This window comes from Serratia sp. A07, assembly GCF_058725505.1.
The window spans coordinates 1-17,997 of record NZ_JBZXDO010000053.1; the positions used below are offsets into that span (position 1 = coordinate 1).

The following is a 17,997-nucleotide window of genomic DNA, read 5'->3' on the forward strand; positions in this document are numbered from 1 at the left end:
AACGAACAGTTGGCCAGACTGGTCAACGGGGCAGAAAAACCCACCGCGGGCAACCTGGCCAAACTCAAAACGGGCAGTCTGGCAGTGACCGCCGGCGTTATCAAGGCACTGCAGCGCGATCCGGATAATGCCGCTCTGGTTGGGCGTCTGGCCAGTGAACTGGCGATGGCGGATACCATCGAAACAGCCTTTATCATGCGGCGCATGATCACCACTGGGATGTCTGAGCCGAACGCCTCTGCGCAGAAAGTCGCGATTGAAGAAGGCGATCGGCGTATCGAGGCGCTGGATCGTGAGATCACGGCGCTCAAGAACGAGATGGAGATGAAGCGTGAGATTGCGCGTAACGCGGTGCTGACCATCATCGACAGGGAGAACAACCGGGCGGAAACCAACCCGCAGCGTCAGTCAGTTGACAGCCCGGATACCAAGTTCAACCAGTTGGCCGTGCCGGAAAGCGACCAGTAATCGTGAGGATGAATCAATGACCGGAACAGAGAAAAAAGCGGTGACGCACGTCAGGGGGCGCCGGTTTGGTCTGCGGGCAAAGCGTGTTCTGCAGATGTTGGGCATGCTGGTGATGGTGATGATAGTGGCGCTGGGCATGGCTCACTGGGGTGTTAATCACCCGGGAGAGAGTGCCGCGCTGCGTGACTGGGTGCACAGCACACGCTATGGCTGGCTTAGCTGGCGTCTGGTGCTTTACGCCGCGCTGGCCTGGGGGTTCTGGAAAATCTGGCATGCCCCTGGCTGCAAACCAGAATACCGGCAACCCCTCAAACGCATGGCCATTGCCTGCGCGGTATTTGCCCTGGCCTGTGAATACAGTCTCTTTGGTGGAGGGCTGTCGTTATGATGACCAACAGCTATCTGGAGTATTTCCTGACGTTGCTTGGCTGGCTGATTAACAACGGCCTGTGGGAGCTGCTGGTCAGTACGGGGCTGTTTGTGCTGCCGCTGCTGTTCAAGGTGGCGGCCATCTGGCTGAAGGTGCGTGAGGAAGGGGAGGATGAGGGCAACAAAGGGATGCTGTCTCTGCCACGCATCGAAAACCTGCTCTACGGGGCATTCGTTGTGATGCTGGCCTGCTGTCTGCCGCTGATGAATGTCAGCCTGGACACTATCAAGTATGACAGCAGTCGGGCGGCGACCTGTGGCACCTGGACCCCAAAGAAGCCGGATGAAACGGGCTACGCCAACATCGTATCGAGTATGAACGGCCAGACGGCGAAGGTACCGGTGTGGTGGTTGGTGGTGCATAAACTGTCGAAAGGGATCACGTCGGCGGCGGTGGCCACGATCCCGTGTCGACCGGACCTGCGACAGGTGCGTTTTGAGGTTCAGCACAGCCGGGTCAATAACCCGGGGCTTGCGAAGGAGCTGCAGGACTTCACCAACGATTGTTATGCGCTGGCGCTGTATACCTGGCAGAACCGCGACCAGGGACAAACGACCGACAAGGCCACGTTACGTGATATCGAGTGGCTGGGGTCGAAAACCTTCCTGAACGGCGGGTACTACAACAACCTGCAGTCGAAAACTCCGCGCGCCAGCTTCCCCTGGAATGAGGGGCGTGACAGCGGTCGTCCAAACACCGGGAGAGGTGGATACCCGACCTGCAGTGAGTGGTGGTCAGCCGGCGAAACGGGGCTGGCAGCCCGCGTGGTGAAACAGGTTGACCCGGGCGTCATGCTGCGGATGTCTGCCGCGCTGAAGATGATGGGGCAACCGGATGCAGATTATAAGGAAGCCGTGATACGTCGCCTGGTCAGCCCGGATAACCTGACGGTCTCCCAGGGGGGACGTGCTTATGCCGGCTACGGCGGCAATGCAGACTTTACCCTGGACAACTCGGTTAACCGGCTCTCGTCACTGGGCGGAACCGCGCTGGGGAGCCTGGCGGCATATCCGGCATTTGATGCCATGCGTCAGGCGTTGCCGATGGTACAGGCGGTACTGCTGATGGCGGTCTATATCATGGTGCCGCTCATCCTGGCCTTTGCAGCCTATGAGTACAAGACGGTGATCACCGTGACGTTTGTGGTGTTTGCGCTCAATTTCCTGACGTTTTGGTGGGAACTAGCGCGCTGGCTGGATAGCTGGTTACTGGAGGCATTGTACAGTTCGGACTCGCACAGCCGCTGGAATGTAGCCGGGTTCCAGAATAGTGCCGATGACCTGATCATGAACCTGGTGATGGGCTGTGTGTTTATCGTGTTGCCAGCAGTGTGGCTTGGGGCATTATCATGGGCTGGGGTTAGTATCGGGCAGGCAGTTGGTAGTGCTTTAAGAACTGGCGTTTCCAAAGCCCAAGAAACTGGGGGAGATGCAGTTAATACACTCAAAAAATCCGTTAAATTGTAATATCGATGCTTTTATGGGGAGTATACGCAAGTATGCTCCCCGTATTTTTACGGTTCAATCAAGCCGTTCTGAAGTGAGATCATCAGAGCTTGAGTAATAACCGTAACCGTCATTACCATGCCTGATTGATGGACCAGAAGCCCTTTCTTCATCGAATGTATTCTCATCAGATGGGGCGACATTTTGAAGAATAAACGCGATCGCCCAAATAAAAAGCATACTTCCAGCAACGAGAAGTCCCCCGAACAGCATAGCTGTGACCGAACCGATGAGAGCGATAACAATCGGAACATGTCCTATCCAAGCAGGAAGCCTGTGCTTTCGTGCCTTAGCCACGCAGTGTCGATCCCACCTCATGATCGTGTCTTTCAGGCGTGTCCACTTGCGGGCTGCCCAAATGCCTCTTTGATAGGCCTGTTGATCTCTGGCTTGGCTCATAATGCCTCCATACGCCTGCTTAGCTGTTTGAGTACTATAGCTTAAATAACAATCAATGGCTATTTGCCTGACTCCGTAGGTGGCTGATGCACACCATTGCCTTTCTGATTCTGCCTAGACAAAACAGAGCTGATAAGCATCAGTTCGGCGGACACCGCACTAATTATTGAAAAGGCTAGGCCGTGCCTCTTAATTGTATAATCTTCTGTAAAGCAGTCGGGTACAGTCCAGTTTCACCATTGCTAAATAATTCCTCGCTGATTTGTCGTAATGTGTGACGATGCAACGGTATTCTTTCAGGAGACCAAAGTACCTCTCCACAACATTGCGATTACGATAGGTTTCACGATCGAGCTGTGAACGTCCGTCCAACGCTAGCTTTTCATTGGGCTTTCGTGGGGTAACTGCTTTTATGTTTTTCTTTTCAGCTCGTTGCGTAGTGCATTACCTGGTAAGAATTGACATGTTAATGTAAGCTTGTGTTTTCATTATTTATGTTGCGCTTTTTATATTAACATTAAGGATGGATATATGGGCAAGCCTCTCAATGAATCTTTCTTTAAATCATTACTTTTAGGTCTAATACCATTAGTGATAGGGACTTTAATATTCGGGGTCATACTTGAATCATATAAGGGCGACTTAAACTTTAGATCGGATATCATGAAAGAGTATTATTAACCGTTGATAAAGAAGGAAAGGCAATGTGGCAATGTTTCAGCATTATTATCTAATGACCACATCCAAAAGGTCAATATTTATAATGAGTTGATTGATAGATATAATGCCAATCAAGATGGCTCAGGCCCAAGGTTAACAGAAGAATATAGAACCTATTTACTGGCCTTGCTCAAAAAGGCTTATGAATATAATGATAACTCTGATAATCATCATAAAGAACTTGTTGCATGTAGACAGGAAATGTACCAGGACTTCATCAATATAGCATTGGTGACAGGAACTGTAGATGAATTTCATAGCTACAATAATAAATTAAACGAATCTCTTACAAAGCTTGATGCCGAATTGAATAACGAAAAGGAAAAAGTTAAAACACTTCTTTCAGGTTTAAATGTTTCTGAAATAATTAATGAGTTCTTTATTGCAGGGGATCTGACTGATGAAAGATTTTCTTCTTCTAAAAAGACTGGTGAAGCAATAAATACTGTTTTCAAACCTTTAATGTCCTTTTTTGTTTTTAATGCGGATTTTGAAAGAAAAGTTAACAATAATTACTATGAGTTGTTCAATAGTTATAATGCTGTATTAGAAAAAGAAATTGGTTCTCGATATAAAAGGAATTGGTTAGCAAAACTGCTTAACTAAGTTATAACCAGCCTATGGAAAGCCTTTCCTATAGGCTGGTTTTAAATGTTAAAAATCATTCATGGTATTTCTTCAAGGCATACTCAAGAAAAATTCTCACAATAATGCGTTGGATATATGTATTTCGTTCAAGATGCTTTAGAGGAATCTTTGCAAGCTCCGCTTTGTTATATTATGAAAAGAGAGCAGTTTTTTATACAAGCGAGAAAGGGTTGAAAAGTAAATTGGGTAATCCGATGTCAGGTGTTGGAACGATAAATTTACATGCATGGCTGACGACGCCAAATATGGAAATTATCGACCTTAAGTTTGCCACTACATATGGAATTGTGAATAATATCCCATCAATCATTGGTCGCTGTTAATTTCAACATCACTCTGAATTTAATGAAAACATGGTATATCATCCTCAGTTGGTCGGCGAGGATTATTTGAAGCAGAACGGTGCCTTCGTTGATTTTAGGGCATTAAATGTATTGGTTATATAGGGTCAGTGTTTTTCAATTTTTTTAAAGCGAGAGTATGCCTCGCTTTTTATTTTCTCGGTTGGTACGTATTAAAATATAATCAACGTAAAATATGATGATTAGTTTGATAGTTAACTTGTTGTGATTGACGACATTTGGTCAGATCATTTAATCTATCTACGTTGTACTGTCGTCTTAGGACGACCACCAATGCTCAGTGGGTCTGTGATGAGCGCCTTCGGGTGACCCTGCTGTCGATAGGCAGCCACCAATGATCTGGCCATCTGCGAGGATCGCCTTCGGGTGATGGCAAAAGAAAGCTTCCGTAGCCTGAGAGGGAGCACGCCATATATGGTGTGGTACATCTGCCCGCCTTTGGGAGCAGATATCGCCTGCATAACGTAGTATTCGGGGCGGTTAAGGCTGCTGAAAAGTCTCTCAATGCCTTGGTGCTAACTAGCCAGGCACACATCTACATTGGGCAGTCCTTGCCTGGATAAATCAGTCACAACTGACTGATATCGCTTACCTCTTTAAAGCTGTTAAAGGCTTTTATGACGTGTTGCCGACGATGCAACCTTTGAACGAACGTATAAAGCCAATGGGTACATTTGGCTGCTTACGTGAGTCTCATTGGGAGCAGAGGAGCGCGCGTCACTTGTGAAGTGGCGAAGACACTACCAAGTGACGCGCGTAGCGCATAACGTCTCAAACCACGCACGACGTGGCTTTCAACGTTTTACTACCATCTGACCAACATGTAGTCCGTGTCAGTACGGTTTTAAACACTCATTCACTTCAACGTAATTACGACGGGAAGCCCGTTTTGAACGTTTCACTATCTAAAAAGGAGGAAATCGACTCGGTATCGATGGCGACACTACGAACAGTAGTGTTGGAGGCAGCTTGACGAAAGTCAGCTCTGCATAAGCAGCAAACAGATCAGAGATCTGGGGTGCCTCGCAAGAACTCAACATTTCGCCGCCCCGATGCACAGATACCAGTCGAGACGCAGGAAGCGCAAAAGCAACCGTGTCGTCGGGGTTGAAATTACTGAGGTACAGATCCGTCTGCTTCTTTAAAAGCAGAAGGACGTGTATCCCATTGGAGGTATTAAGATGTCCAGATTCGGTAAACAGCTGGGAAAACAACTTGTCACGCTAGCTCGTCAGGGACGAGGGAGCTTTAAAACCGTTGCTGACCGTTCCAGAATTGCAGACCGTTTTTCTGAACGTCTGGCAAAGTTGAATATTCAAATCAGGGATGTAAAACACATTAAAACGACCCATATCGAAAAGTACATTCGTAGCCGGCAGGCTGAGAATATATCGCTTCGCACATTGCAAAACGAGATGGCAGCCGTGCGTTCAATCATGTCCGCTGCGGCGCGGAATAAACTGGCCGATCCCAACCATGAGAAATTGAGCAACCAGGCTTTAGGGATTTCAGGTGCTAACCGTGATGGAACAAAAGCTCCCATTTCGGATGAGAAGTTAACTGCTGTCATAAATCACGTCTTAAAAAAAGACGCAGGGGTAGCATTGGGTGTTCAGTTGTCTCGCTATGTAGGTTTGCGAACGGAAGAAACTGTTCAGTCAGCAAAGTCATTAAAAACATGGCGGCAGGCTTTAATTAATGGCGACGAGCGTGTTCGGGTTGTTTTTGGTACAAAAGGAGGTCGGCCTCGCGATACAACTATTTTTAATCGTGAGAAGGTTTTATCTATTTTAGATGCTGCAATAAAGCATTGTGATGACCACAATGGAAAATTGATTGATAAACCTTCATTGCATACAGCAATAGAACGTTATCGAAATATTGTACGTGAAGCAGGAATGACAGGGAAAGATGCTCCCCATAGTTTGCGATACGCTTATTCACGCGATGCGGTGACTCATCATGTTAAAAATGGAATGAGTCGTGTAGAAGCGGAGGCATTGGTATCGATGGATTTGGGACATGGGGATGGCAGGGGTCGTTACATTAAGCAAGTCTATTTCAAAGGTGATGTGGAGTAACGGATTAATTTCTTTAAGTGCGCGGGGTTTTATTAATTTAAAATTTTCTCAACGGTATACGTGAATATGATGGTTCGTACATAACGGTCGCAGCTCTCACAGGGCTGCGACCTCAAAATGATAATGGTACTGAGACGTTACGTTATTAGGATAACAGGAAATATTATTCCAAAAACAGGTGCGCATGGCCTCTTGACAGATTAGCGATTAGCTCGGAAAATAAACAAGCTTACTCGTTGTCTTCGGACAACCACCAATGCTCAGTGGGTCTGTGATGAGCGCCTTCGGGTGACCTAGCTGTCAGTCGACAGCCACCAATGATCCTGTCGCTTGTGAGGATCGCCTTCGGGTAGTGGCAAAAAACGCTTCCGTAGCTTGAAAGGAAGCACGCCGTTTACGGTGTAGTACATCTGCCCGCCTTTGAGAGTAGATGCCATCTCAGTTTTGATGAACAAGGCTTAACTTTCTTACCAATGATGGTTGCGCGTGACGCAATCAAATCCCAAGGGAAATACCTTTCCCCTGGGAGCGGTGTTTCCCTTTTTTTACAGGAGAAACACCATGTCTGTTTTTACTTCTTCAGTTGTTCCTGATTTCTTCTCAACTCTGCACCGTGTCAAATCGGCTGTCCAGCGAATACCTTTTTGCATGGCGCCGCCGCGTTTTACTGACTGGTACGTCAATGCAGCAGGTAATTTTGCCGTTCGCGCGCATGTTATCTGCAGTGATGATGGTTCGGTCAGCGCGTTACTGACGCTGCGCAAGGGGTGGTACAAAGGCGAATATACCTACGCAAGCACCCACATTGTGCTGTCTTGCAAGCATACCGAGCGCAGAAAAGCTTACCGACTCGCTAGTCAACATGCTGAGCATTTGGCCAGACTGCGTTACCGCTTTTAGAGCGGTCGGTTTACCCACTTAATACCCTGACGGGGATTTACACCCGTTATGGGGATAAATCCCTCGGCATTTTATGGAGGATTTATCGATGCATACCCCGTTACCCAACGTACTTGACGTGAAAACCGCGCTTGATGCGTTTCATTTCCTTTGCCTGGTGGAAGGCAAGCTCATGAGTATCCGGGCTTGCCAGCGTCTGGGACTGGGTCTTGAACGTGAAGACCCCACTGAGCTGAATGATGTGGAAAATGCCGTTATCAATGCGGGTGAGGCCTTTGGGGGTTTCCTGCTGGTCATGCAGTACGGCTATATATCGACACTTTCCGCTAACGGGCAAGCGCTTATGGCTCGTCTGGATACAATGAGCAAAGATATTCACGCGTCTTATTGGGCGCAGGCCGTGGAGCAAGGCAAGCGCGATGTCGAAGCCGACATTGCGATTGGCGAGTTCGAGGTTTGGTGATCGGCACGGCAGCCTGACAGACACACACCCTGACGGGGATTTATTCCCGTCCGGGGGATAAATCCCCCCAATTTTTTGTTACCGGAGGATTTATCGTGAGTATGAACGTTTATTTTGTCGCATCACCGTCCCAGGACGCATGGATTGATTTCACCCTGGCGGTGACCGAGGTGTTCTGGTTGTTGCCTGAAGAGGCCCGGCCAGAAGGTATCACGGAAGCCGGTCAGCTGTTTGATGGCATGATCTTCGAAACGGCCGGTTTACGTGTATCACCGGTAGCAGAGGTAAATATCCCGATGCAACCGATGCCTTACGTCGAAGAACGTGTGGGGTTCTTTCAGCGCCCTGATTTTTTTCACCGACTGGTTCTGATACTGATTCATAACCTGTGCCCTGGCTCTGTACGGATAGAGCGGAACGACTCCAGACTTTCCAAAAATCCAGGATGGGAGTTGCCACTACTCTGGTTGCGCCACCACCTTAAACGCCCGGAACTTCTTGCTCCGGGTGAAGTGGATGAGGCGGCACTGGCTGATGACTCCATTCTTTACCATTTGGAAGGGTATAGCAGTCATAACGATGATCCCGATGAATTGCTTTGTCGCTGGCGCGTTATTGTCGGCATGGATGAAGTGCTGGCCGTGCGTCTGAATCAGGCGCATTCGGCGGCATAGTCGCGATTTTTTGATTCACCCGGCAGGGCTTCCCTGCAGGGGAGCTCCTGTCCGTATACCGAGAGGAGTGACCCATGGGGCTTGATATCAACTTTTTCCGTCAGCGTAAGGCTGACTATCCGATGTTGCCGGTAAACGGCGACTGGACACCCGTCGGTGACTGGGTGCCGTGTTCACCAGCGTGGCTGGAGGACGGCGGTGATTGTGCGCAGGCGCCGCGAATATACAACCACAAAACGTGTAACCACTACCATCCGCCGCTGCTGGTTCACACCTGTCATTTTCGCGGGTTTACTGCGTTGATGCATTGGGTGGACAACAGTGTCGGGGAGGTCACAAGCGGTGAGCTGATGGCGTTCGACCGCAACGACGTCCAGATGCTGGATTTGTGTCTGTCGCGGCTGAATGAAGCGAACTGCCATGAAGAGTTTCCTTCTGAATCGCGTGACTACGGCGGTATTTACTGGACGCAGGTCGATTTACTGAGGGAGTACGTTAACAGCGTTCTTGCCGGTTTTGATTTCAGTCTGGACCACCTTTACTTCCGGGCTTCGTGGTAACACCACCCACTGACCAAAACGTTTCATTTCCCTGGAGGGGCTTTCCCTCCCGGGGAAGTCCGTCTCCGCAACTCAGGAGACTTATCATGTTGCATTTTAACCCTGCAGAACTGCGCGCCGTGGTGGCTGAAGTGCGCGCCAATCAGTGTGCGCTGGTGTTGGCCAAGGATAATGGCGTCTATCTGATGCCGGCCGTGGGCGAACGAAACGCCACCGGCCGTATCAAACACCTGGCGTATGCCGACGGGTGTCATCCTGACAAGGATGAGGCCTGGTATGAAACGTCCCGGCAGCTTGCCGGCGGCGACGACTTTGGCGAGGAGCTGGTGCTGAACGACAGTTGTATCGAACGAATACTGTCGCAAGGCCATGAGCTCTGGATCCACCTGTTACCCGAAACGGTCTATATGCACGTTGCCACGGTTAACTGGGTGTGTGTCGCCGATTATCGCCGGGTGACCGCGCGCATGCAGCAGCTGGCCGAGGTCCATTACTCGGTCTGCGTCAGCCAGGATGAGTTTAAACACTGGCGTGAGCGGGCCATCAACCTGCTGGCCACGGCCTGTCATACCGATTGCAAACGGGCAAAACCCGCCGATCGGGCTGATTACCTGGCTCTGTTCGAACGGCTGAAACAGCGTGTTGACACAGTGAATCCGAAAGGGGCACTGCGTTACCCCGCGCTCTAACCACTTTTCCTGTCCCCTGGGGCGTATTCTTCGCCGCCAGGGGAGGAATGCGCCTTTTTCATTGAGGAGCATTCCATGAAGAAAACATCACCATCACGCCGGCCGGCAAAAGCCCGTCGCGAACGACCAGACCTGTACCAACAGGTCACGGACAGTATCATCGGCGCCATTGAGCGTGGCACCTTACCCTGGCGCAAGCCCTGGCGGACTGACCGGAACCGGATTTATACCGGGTCTGTTATGCCGCAGAACGGCACGACGGGTTACCACTACAGCGGCGTAAATGTGCTGCTCTTGTGGATAGCTGCGGAAGAGCGCGGTTTTCACTCCAATCGCTGGCTGACTTATAAACAGGCGGAGGCCGTCGGTGGCCATGTACGTGCCGGCGAGACGGCAACCCTGGCTGTGGTATTCAAACCCTGGGATAAGCAGGTGGAGGATGCTGATGGCCGGCAGCTGTTTGACGAAGAGGGAAAACCGCTGAAAACGCGAATACCCATGCTGAAGCCGCTGTACCTGTTTAACGTTGCCCAATGCGACAACCTCCCCGAGATCGTTGTCGGCGTTATGCCGGCAACCGAGACGGATGAGGGTGATGCGTCGGTTGATGCGAAAACGCAGGCTCAGGTTAACACCCTCGTTGAGGCCTGCGGTGTTCGGGTTGAACAGGCCTACCAGGACAGGGCGTTTTACTCCCCGCTCCGGGACCAGATTGTCCTGCCACAGGCTCAGCAATTTCGGACTGAGGCGGATTACTGGTCAACGTTGTTGCATGAACTGGTGCACAGCACCGGCCATGCTAAACGGCTTAACCGGGAAGGGATCACGTCTTCTTCCCGGAGGTTCGGCGACCCGGTGTACGCGTTTGAGGAACTGGTGGCGGAGCTGGGCAGTGCTTTTATGTGCGCGCAGCTCGGCGTCTTTGGCGACGTCCAGCACGACAGCTACCTCGAGCATTGGCTCAAGGTATTGCGAGAGGACAAGCGCGCGCTGTTTCGTGCGGCCAAACAGGCCCGTGAGGCGTCAGAATTTTTGCTGAAGCCCCTGGCGGACCCGGTGACAACCGATCCAGCCGTTGCGGCATGAGGAGTCTGGTGATGACGATTGAACAACGTTACTGGCAGACCATTGCCGGCAGGTTACTGGCCAAATATTTTGGCCTGGCGTTAAACGATACCGATCTGTGTGAAGCGGAGTGCGTGAAGGCTTTACAGGAAGCGGGGGTGCGGCCGTTTGAGGCGATCAACAACCTGGTGGATAAATACCACCTGGTTCGCCTTGGCGCCAATCCCTTTACCTCATCATCACCGTATCTGCGCCAGGTGGAAGAGCTGGGCGTGATCGGTGAAACAGAACAGGAGATAACCGGTGACTAAAGCCACCAACAAGGGGCTGCAGATAACCGTTGACCCTGAGGTACAGCTGGGATTGGTCGCTAATGGCGACGAACATCAGGTATACCGGGCTCACTATGGCGAGCAAGCCCACTAAGGACAGGATCAGCGTCCTGGCCATCATGAGGTAACACCTAACCCAACGGGGGAGACTTTCCCCCGTTGGGGAAAGCTCCCTCTTTTTCTTGTAAGAAGAGGAGAACGACCATGTCGAACTGGTGCAATAACCGTTTAGTGAGCACTGGCCAATCCGTTTTTGTTGATGAACTGCAGCAATGGGTCAATGGCCATGTTGTCCCTGAATACCGTCATGCTGTTCAACAAAGCTGCCGGCTGTTCCTGGCCGGGTGTGCCGGCATATTGAAGCCGGCGACAACAAAACCCGGTGTTTACGTGCCTTACCCGGCACTGTTAACGCAGCCGGGGATTGCATCGCCTCAGAATCTGGCCTTTGAACACTGGTTCGGGTTGCTGAAGGCGGATGTGCCGTTAACGGGCGAGAACATTCGCCTGATAGAGCGACTCTACCGCCAGTCGGGTATCGATGCGGTTAAATGGGAAAGCATCCCCAACGTGGCGAAGGCGCGTATGGAGGATGTGCTTTCTCGCCAGTATGCGGACTGGTTCGGTCTGGTGGGGGTTAGCCCTGATATCGATGCCGGCATCTGCTGGGAACGTTTGGGGATGATGCCTGAATATACTGCACCGTGCGATATGCTGATGCTGATCCCGACGCGTCTGGCGACCGAACTGAATGGCTCTGGTGGACTGCTGCGTGATGTGCCGACCACTGTCGAGCTCTATGGTCGACAGTACGGCGTCGAATGGCCGGCAGGCCATAATGTCGGCTGTGTACGGGATGGCATTAACACGTTGACAGTGCACTTTGATTCCCCATGGTACCCGCCAGCCGGCGAGGTTATCGGGACAGTGTCGGAGCAGTTCAGCTGCCAGGTGGAACATACCTGGTATATGCCTGATGCGGAACGCAGTGGCTACGATCGTTACGACCGTGGTGAGCATGTCGACGGTGGACGAATAGCGGCTGAGGTTGAGGCTGGTGAGGTGATCCACCTGACCTACGCCGATAAGGATTCTGTGCCGTTGTCACCGAATGCAGCCGCCGGCTAATCACCGTCTTTTGTTGAAGCACTAACGTATGGCCACCGGTATCCCGGTGGCCTTTTTTTCCCGTGGGGGAGTTCACCATGCTGACGTTTACTGAAGCACAAAACCAATTCATCGGTCTCTTTGGCCAAACGGCACGCTACCAACACCGGTACAAGGTCATTTCTGGCTTTGTTCAGTGCAGCGCGATAGCAATACACAACCGCTTTTTTCCGGACGACGTGCTGGAGAAGCAGTACATGTGGCTCATCAAAGGGTATGAACGTGAGGATGTCGAACGCCTGGCGCACTTACTTGCTCTTGTACAAATAGCACTGGCCGCTAAACCTTGTGATTTTTTGGCATGGCTTTCATGAATCTGGAGCTTGGTGATAGACATCGTGGGCAGTTTTTTACGCCCTGGAGTGTGGCATCCATGATGGCCAAACTGCCCCCTACTTGGGGTTCCGGCGTAACACCCCGAACTAGAAACTAGCAAAATTATTGCAAAGACCCTCAGAAAAGGGTTTTATTATATCAACCCACACTTTGTGTTTAATGGAGATGGAATGGCGTTTACTACTTTAATAGAGCGAAAGGATACTTCTGGTGATTGCATTTACGCTTAATTTAAATAGCTAGCTCCGTGGAGGGCAAATGAATAAGAAATACTATATCCGAAATATGCCTTTTGGATGCTTTATGTTTTTATGTTTTTTTTACTTGTCTTGGGGGGATGAGTTTAATTATAAATATATATTATTGTCGGTGAGCACTTTAGGATTGGTGTTTTATCCTGTTTCAAAATGGATAGTGGAAAGTTTTGTATTGACCTTCACGACAAAAGAATTTTGGAGTAGAGGCTTGTTTATGGATACGCCTGGGAAAATGGGCGGGCTGGCGATTTACTATGGGACCGTTTTTTTATTATCAATGCCAATAATAACGATATTTGTTTTTGTTATTTTTATGAAAAGGCTACTTAGCAAGTAAGCAGCCTTTTCTATAATTAAAACTCAAATGCCGATAAATTTATTCACTTGTTCCATTGCATCATCATCTATTAACGCACCAACTCCTGCCATTATTAGACTATAGCCCAATAGCCCTACTGGTCCTCCTAGGATAATACTAAACGCAAAACCCGTAACCGCAGAGGCGGCCATGCCTGCAGCAATAGCTTCTGTTTTGACAAAAAATGGGCGCCAGTTATCAGTTTCTATTGCCTTTTTTAAAGCTCCGGCCCATTCTGCAGCATCGATAGCAAGGCTAGTATAGCCTAACCCTTTACCAAATTTACTTATATTCCTAGCCGCTTGCTTAACGTCAACCGATTCCAAAGCTTTTGCAATGGCTTCGCGATCTTTTTTATTGATCTTTTTGTTGATGTTTGCCTTGTATTTATCATAGGCTTTCAGCGCATCATTTACATTGCGAACGTTTTTTCCTTTAGCCTGATCTGCTAATAATTTAGCAAGCTTTTCAGCTTTTTCTCCGTAAACCTTGAAAACTTCCTTATAAAAATCCGCAGTAAATTTAACAGCATCTTGTATTTCTTTCTCCTCCCTTTCTTTTGCCTCTCGAGCTAATTTCTCAGCTTCTTCCTTGGCTTTACGGGCAGCCTCTTCACGCTGACGTTGCTCTTCCTGACGTCGAGCCGCTTCGGCCTTTTCCGCCGCGATTTGCGCCTGAACATCGTTCAGCTGTTGCTGTTTCTGACTTTCCTGACTCCGTGCTTCGCACAACCGGCGATTCACATCATCCAGTGAGCCCTGACTGGCTGCCGCTTCTCCCGAGAGCCGTTCGGCTTCCGCCTTGTTCCTCTGCGCGTCGTTCCATCGGTCTTCTTCCCACTTGCGTTGCTCCAGACTCAACGCATCGCCAGGCGTAACAATTTTTTCCTTCAGCGTCAGATTCCTGGCTTCTTCTTCTCGCTCATGGGCAGCTTGGGCGTTTTTGCTGCTGACCTCCCCCTCCAGACGCTGCCGCTCTTGCTCCAGGGCGTTAGCCTGATTGCGAACGTCTTCCAGTTCACGCGCGGCATTCACCTCCCGTACATCCTGCCCCGCATCCAGCGCCGCAACGTCCGCCATCAGCTTGTTGAGGCGGGCCACGCGCAGGTCTTTTTCACTCTGTTTCACCGGAATACCGTTCCGCAGTGCGTCACGCTCGTCCATCAGCCGTTTCTGCCGGTCGCCATCGAGACGAACATCACGCGGATTCTCCCGCCAGCGGGCGAAAGAGACTTCAAAGTCGGCATTCAGTTTGTTGGCTTTGGCTTCATCAAGCGTAATTTCCTGCGCCATTTCATCCACCGAGGCAACTGCCTGCTCTGCTTCCTTCCTGAGCTTATTCGCACCGGTTAAGCGGCTGGCCTCATCGCTCAGGACTCGCATGCGCTGACGCGCTGCCTCGAGTTTCTGTGACGCGTCGGATTCCACGTTCTGAAAGAATATTAGATCCTGTTCGAACTGCGCTGCCTTTTTGGCATTGGCCGCAACCCCCAATGAGTCAGGACGTCCGGCGACGTAGTTGGTGCCATATCCGTTGAGGTTGGTGTAACCGCTTGGGGGAGTACTCCCTGAAGGCCAAACAGTCATCCCTGGTTCCGTATCTCCTATGCCGGGCGGCGTATCGACGCCCGTTGTCGGCCAGCCCCACGACTCACCGTTCCATTCATACCCAAGCTCAAGCATTTTTTTCCATTCAAGGCCGTCACTGTCTGCCAATCCTGATTTAGCCATCGTTAAACTCCTTCTTGATTTCAACAATAAGTGCTGTATATGCATACAGTAATAAAGAAAGTTACGCGCTTATCTATGGACTGTCAATGGATGATAGTAGTTATCATTTACATAATGTGAGAAAAGATTAGCAGGCCGTAATGCTATAGTTGGGGGTATCGGGCTTCTGCGGCAATTCTCAGGATGTGGTCAGGCGTCATTACACGTAGCCACGTCTTTTACCCTTGACAGGTCTTTGGGTCGCTGAGGCCGTATTTTGCGCTTACTTCGCTGCGCAGGTCATCGAAAGTCTGTTTGGCCATCTCCCCGGCGGCCGAATGTTCAGGCTCTTGCCAGTGCTCAGCTCCTCGCGAGGCGTGAAGAAGTGCAGCTCGTGATGGTCGTCGTGGAGATAGCGCAAACGACAGCATCCCGGAGGTGTTCCGGTGCTCGAACGCCAGGAAATCTATCAGCAGGCGGGTTTGTCTGGAGAGCCGCGCAGGACTTGCGGCGGGTGCGCTTCACGGCCCGCCCGTTCCTGACTGGTGATGTACTCGACCGGCCCATGCCCGCCGGTGCCGTTCCGGGAGAAGCCAATAATCATCAGCTCAACGCCCCATGTATCCGTCCCAGTAGGTCGCCGAGGCCTCACGGGCAAGCAAGTCTTTGAGCCTGTAATTAATGCCTTTTTCTTTATTTTCCAAATCAATACCGACATCACCATAATGCTTGTCATACCCTTTAAAAAAATCGGGGCTGTAGTAAGAGTTTCGTTTCTCCTTTGCCTGTGGCTCCGGTATTCCCTCAACCCGATCTTCTTTACCCTCGTGATAAATACTTGTCAGGAAAGGAAGTATATTCTCGTAAACATCAGATCGACTCACAGGCAATACGTTAACTACACCATTTGCATAGCGCGTGGCATGCTTCTCCGGGCTGCTCTTGGTTGGTCCATCTGAAGCGACACAGCCCGACAGCAGCAACACAGAAAGTCCCAGTAAAACCAATATTTTTCTCATCACTACTCCTTGTTTTCCCTCGTCAATTCCAACACGGCGCGCTCGATGGCCATCAGGTGACTGACTGCCTCGACCGCCGACGCACTGATGCGCCAGGTGTTCACACAGCGGGCAATCATGTTCAGGTTGGCGTTGATGCGGTTTAGCATTGCCACTCGTTCGCGTTCGTCCCGGCAATTACGTGCCAGGATGCGGCCAATATGGGCACGCACCAGCTCGAATATGGTCATACCGGCATCGGCATCGGCATCCAGCAGCTGCAGCTGCAGCTGCGCGTGTTCCTCATCGGAAAGCCGTACCTGCAGAATGCATTTTTCGGTTTCATGCGGCCAAACTAGCCAAAGATCGCCATTGGCACAACATATTACTGAGGTCAGTTTGGTTATCGAAAATTATTGTACTAATAGGGGGCAGTTTGGAGATCGGAAATTTTTGTACGTTAAGCGCATTATTTAACTAATTGTGGTTCGTAAGGGATTGATTTTGCGTCAGCGACTATCGCTTTTAAGTTGTCGCTCTTGCTGTATCACATTTAGGGTATCTGATTAAGGTCAAATCCCTGAAAATACCGTATAGCGCGGGAATACATCCCATTTCGGGAGTTAAGTCTGTTCAAAAAACAGGCTTTCCGAATGGACGGGACTTCCCCTGGATATGCGCCCGGTTAAATGTTGTGCAATCATGGGGTAAACATAGCCCAGAGGGATTCGTTATGACCATCACTAGTGTCGGTATCGATCTTGCTAAAAATGTATTCGCTGTTCACTGCGTTGACCAAAATGGCAGAACTGTTCTGGTTAAACCTAAAGTATCGCGTGCTGCACTTCCTGAGCTGATTGCAGGTTTACCTCCTTGTGTTATCGGGATGGAAGCATGCTCCGGTGCTCATTACTGGGCAAGACTGTTCCGGCAATATGGTCATGAACCCCGTCTGATGGCGGCAAAGTTTGTTTCTCCTTATCGCATGGCTGGTAAATTAGGGAAAAATGATGCAGCTGATGCTCAGGCTATCTGTACAGCCGTCCGTCGCCCGCATATGCGGTTTGTGCCCGTGAAGGATGAGAGTCAGCAGGCGATGCAATGCCTTCACCGTACCCGGCAGGGTTTTATCGAAGAGAAAACAGCAATATATAACCGATTAAGAGGTTTAATATCTGAATTTGGCATCATCGCTCCACAGAGTACAGATGCTCTGCGCCACATCGTGTCTGAACAGAAGAACTCCTTGCCGTTTCAGGTTCAGCAATGCGTTGATGATCTGCTGGAACACATTAATCGCATTGAAGATAACATCGCTGAATACGATCGGATCCTACCGCAGTCAGAGGTTGATGGAGCTGAAAGGGATTGGCCCCACAACGGCATGTGCGCTGGTCGCCAGTATCGGTAATGCGCATGATTTTAAGAATGGGCGCCAACTCGCAGCCTGGCTCGGACTTACGCCATTGCAGTACAGCAGTGGCGGAAAATCACAGCTTGGCAGGATAACGAAAGCGGGCGATTCGTATCTGCGAACGCTACTGGTTCAGGGTGCCCGTTCGGTTCTGATTGGTGAAGAAAAAAGGACTGGCTCATTCAGTCATTGGGTTTGCTCGCTAATTGAGCGAAGAGGATACTGGCGTGCCGTTGTCGCCATCGCTGCCAAAAACGCAAGGCTGTGCTGGGCATCATTGAATTACGGTGATGATTCAGGCTGTACTCGGCCAGTTAAAGCACGAAGCAGCAGTATAACCATCTGACCTGCAACTTGTTGATGATAAAGGGTTAGACCCTGTGAGTATCTCGCGTCAATTATTTTGGCCGGTCGGCGACAATTAAAATGGCCGGTTCACTACGGCGCCAGTGATGCCGCCTC

The 17,997-nt window shown here is 50.3% G+C and carries 20 protein-coding genes and 3 pseudogenes; 18 read left to right on the forward strand and 5 right to left on the reverse strand.

The features are described from left to right. From AC4PR2_RS25850 to AC4PR2_RS25860, 3 genes and pseudogenes are all read left to right on the forward strand, one after another. Nucleotides 1–468, forward strand: a pseudogene (locus AC4PR2_RS25850) (integrating conjugative element protein); the annotation flags it as partial. 16 nt (nt 469–484) lie between these two features. Continuing rightward, the gene (locus AC4PR2_RS25855; protein ID WP_180547774.1) at nt 485–856 is read left to right on the forward strand and encodes a hypothetical protein; all 372 of its coding nucleotides are present in this window, start codon (nt 485–487) and stop codon (nt 854–856) included. Then, nucleotides 853–2,364: a conjugal transfer protein TraG N-terminal domain-containing protein gene (locus AC4PR2_RS25860; RefSeq protein ID WP_180547773.1), complete on the forward strand. Its 1,512-nt coding sequence runs from the start codon at nt 853–855 to the stop codon at nt 2,362–2,364. Before AC4PR2_RS25855 ends, AC4PR2_RS25860 begins: the two co-directional genes overlap by 4 nt. Nucleotides 2,365–2,418: 54 nt before the next feature. On the opposite strand, the gene AC4PR2_RS25865 is transcribed toward AC4PR2_RS25860, so the two are convergent. Together AC4PR2_RS25865 and AC4PR2_RS25870 are read right to left on the reverse strand one after the other, a co-directional pair. Next, entirely contained in the window at nt 2,419–2,802 is a 384-nt protein-coding gene (locus AC4PR2_RS25865; RefSeq protein ID WP_180547772.1) for a hypothetical protein, read from the reverse strand. Nucleotides 2,803–2,991: 189 nt separating this feature from the next. After that, nucleotides 2,992–3,251: pseudogene (locus AC4PR2_RS25870) on the reverse strand (IS5 family transposase); the annotation flags it as partial. Nucleotides 3,252–3,486: 235 nt separating this feature from the next. On the opposite strand from AC4PR2_RS25870, the gene AC4PR2_RS25875 reads away from it, so the two are divergent. The 13 genes from AC4PR2_RS25875 to AC4PR2_RS25935 all read left to right on the forward strand — a co-directional run bounded on the left by AC4PR2_RS25875 (nt 3,487) and on the right by AC4PR2_RS25935 (nt 13,393). Then, nucleotides 3,487–4,128: a hypothetical protein gene (locus AC4PR2_RS25875; protein WP_492175680.1), complete on the forward strand. Its 642-nt coding sequence runs from the start codon at nt 3,487–3,489 to the stop codon at nt 4,126–4,128. Between the two features lie 1,585 nt (nt 4,129–5,713). After that, nucleotides 5,714–6,613 (forward strand): integrase domain-containing protein, encoded by a 900-nt coding sequence (locus AC4PR2_RS25880; RefSeq protein ID WP_180547770.1) that lies wholly within the window; start codon nt 5,714–5,716, stop codon nt 6,611–6,613. A gap of 561 nt (nt 6,614–7,174) precedes the next feature. Further along, a complete protein-coding gene (locus AC4PR2_RS25885; protein ID WP_180547769.1) occupies nt 7,175–7,513 on the forward strand; it encodes a hypothetical protein in 339 nt (112 codons plus the stop codon). 88 nt (nt 7,514–7,601) lie between these two features. Then, a complete protein-coding gene (locus AC4PR2_RS25890; protein WP_180547768.1) occupies nt 7,602–7,976 on the forward strand; it encodes a hypothetical protein in 375 nt (124 codons plus the stop codon). Nucleotides 7,977–8,071: 95 nt separating this feature from the next. After that, on the forward strand, nt 8,072–8,650 hold the full coding sequence (locus tag AC4PR2_RS25895) for a hypothetical protein (RefSeq protein ID WP_180547767.1): 579 nt from the start codon (nt 8,072–8,074) through the stop codon (nt 8,648–8,650). A gap of 74 nt (nt 8,651–8,724) precedes the next feature. Then, entirely contained in the window at nt 8,725–9,210 is a 486-nt protein-coding gene (locus AC4PR2_RS25900) for a hypothetical protein (protein WP_180547766.1), read from the forward strand. An 86-nt stretch (nt 9,211–9,296) separates the two neighbouring features. Continuing rightward, nucleotides 9,297–9,899, forward strand: coding sequence for a DUF3085 domain-containing protein (locus tag AC4PR2_RS25905; protein WP_492175681.1), 603 nt, complete (start codon nt 9,297–9,299; stop codon nt 9,897–9,899). Nucleotides 9,900–9,974: 75 nt separating this feature from the next. Then, on the forward strand, nt 9,975–10,985 hold the full coding sequence (locus AC4PR2_RS25910; RefSeq protein ID WP_180547765.1) for an ArdC family protein: 1,011 nt from the start codon (nt 9,975–9,977) through the stop codon (nt 10,983–10,985). Between the two features lie 11 nt (nt 10,986–10,996). Beyond that, on the forward strand, nt 10,997–11,275 hold the full coding sequence (locus AC4PR2_RS25915; RefSeq protein WP_089181295.1) for a TA system toxin CbtA family protein: 279 nt from the start codon (nt 10,997–10,999) through the stop codon (nt 11,273–11,275). Further along, nucleotides 11,268–11,390, forward strand: a complete 123-nt coding sequence (locus tag AC4PR2_RS25920; RefSeq protein WP_255399923.1) for a hypothetical protein — start codon at nt 11,268–11,270, stop codon at nt 11,388–11,390. The genes AC4PR2_RS25915 and AC4PR2_RS25920 overlap by 8 nt, the downstream gene beginning before the upstream one ends. 110 nt (nt 11,391–11,500) lie before the next feature. Next, nucleotides 11,501–12,424 (forward strand): DUF1281 domain-containing protein, encoded by a 924-nt coding sequence (locus AC4PR2_RS25925; protein WP_180547764.1) that lies wholly within the window; start codon nt 11,501–11,503, stop codon nt 12,422–12,424. A gap of 77 nt (nt 12,425–12,501) precedes the next feature. Continuing rightward, nucleotides 12,502–12,777 (forward strand): hypothetical protein, encoded by a 276-nt coding sequence (locus tag AC4PR2_RS25930; RefSeq protein WP_228011757.1) that lies wholly within the window; start codon nt 12,502–12,504, stop codon nt 12,775–12,777. A 280-nt stretch (nt 12,778–13,057) separates the two neighbouring features. Beyond that, nucleotides 13,058–13,393, forward strand: a complete 336-nt coding sequence (locus AC4PR2_RS25935) for a colicin E1 family microcin immunity protein (protein WP_180547763.1) — start codon at nt 13,058–13,060, stop codon at nt 13,391–13,393. Nucleotides 13,394–13,416: 23 nt separating this feature from the next. On the opposite strand, the gene AC4PR2_RS25940 is transcribed toward AC4PR2_RS25935, so the two are convergent. From AC4PR2_RS25940 to AC4PR2_RS25950, 3 genes are all read right to left on the reverse strand, one after another. Further along, the gene (locus tag AC4PR2_RS25940; protein ID WP_228011756.1) at nt 13,417–15,144 is read right to left on the reverse strand and encodes a colicin-like pore-forming protein; all 1,728 of its coding nucleotides are present in this window, start codon (nt 15,142–15,144) and stop codon (nt 13,417–13,419) included. A 587-nt stretch (nt 15,145–15,731) separates the two neighbouring features. Continuing rightward, nucleotides 15,732–16,142, reverse strand: coding sequence for an Exc2 family lipoprotein (locus AC4PR2_RS25945; RefSeq protein WP_180547762.1), 411 nt, complete (start codon nt 16,140–16,142; stop codon nt 15,732–15,734). A 2-nt stretch (nt 16,143–16,144) separates the two neighbouring features. Next, a complete protein-coding gene (locus tag AC4PR2_RS25950) occupies nt 16,145–16,291 on the reverse strand; it encodes a hypothetical protein (protein ID WP_228011755.1) in 147 nt (48 codons plus the stop codon). A gap of 51 nt (nt 16,292–16,342) precedes the next feature. On the opposite strand from AC4PR2_RS25950, the gene AC4PR2_RS25955 reads away from it, so the two are divergent. Both AC4PR2_RS25955 and AC4PR2_RS25960 read left to right on the forward strand, forming a co-directional pair. Next, a complete protein-coding gene (locus AC4PR2_RS25955; RefSeq protein WP_228011754.1) occupies nt 16,343–16,480 on the forward strand; it encodes a hypothetical protein in 138 nt (45 codons plus the stop codon). Between the two features lie 374 nt (nt 16,481–16,854). Then, nucleotides 16,855–17,853: pseudogene (locus AC4PR2_RS25960) on the forward strand (IS110 family RNA-guided transposase). Nucleotides 17,854–17,997: the final 144 nt, after the last annotated feature.